At 43.2% G+C, this 389-nt stretch carries 1 protein-coding gene; it reads left to right on the top strand.

The annotated features are described in order from the left end of the window. The coding region (locus F0U47_RS23030; protein ID WP_149752383.1) for a hypothetical protein at positions 1-346 on the top strand (346 nt) is incomplete at its 5' end. Positions 347-389 lie beyond the last annotated feature (43 nt).

The raw sequence follows: 389 nt of genomic DNA, 5'->3' as shown, positions 1-389 counted from the left end.
GAGCAGTTGGGTATTCAAGCCACTGTGGGAGAGCAACAAGCTCTACTTCAAAATTTGGAATGCGGACTCCAATTCCTACCTTGAATTCGGCGAAAAGGATGCCAATGGTATTCAACCACTAATAGGCTCGGACAGAGCCAGCAGCGAAAGATTCCAGTGGTATTTGGTGCCCGACAAAAATGCCGCTACGTCGGAGATATTTTTTTATATTTACAATCGCAAGTTTAACGATCCTATCGAGATTAACCTCAAAGAGAACAGCAATGATGAGCAACAGCTTTTCGGAGAATTAACGCGAACCGATGTCAATTTTGAACACTACGGTTGGAATTTCGAGCCCCTATAAGCCAAAATTTCGCATGAATCGAATGGTTTTGTTGGTAATCCAC

The sequence above is a fragment of the Nocardioides antri genome (assembly GCF_008373765.1).
Classification (GTDB): Bacteria; Actinomycetota; Actinomycetes; order Propionibacteriales; family Nocardioidaceae; genus Nocardioides; species Nocardioides antri.
This window is presented reverse-complemented; position numbering and strand designations above follow the sequence as displayed.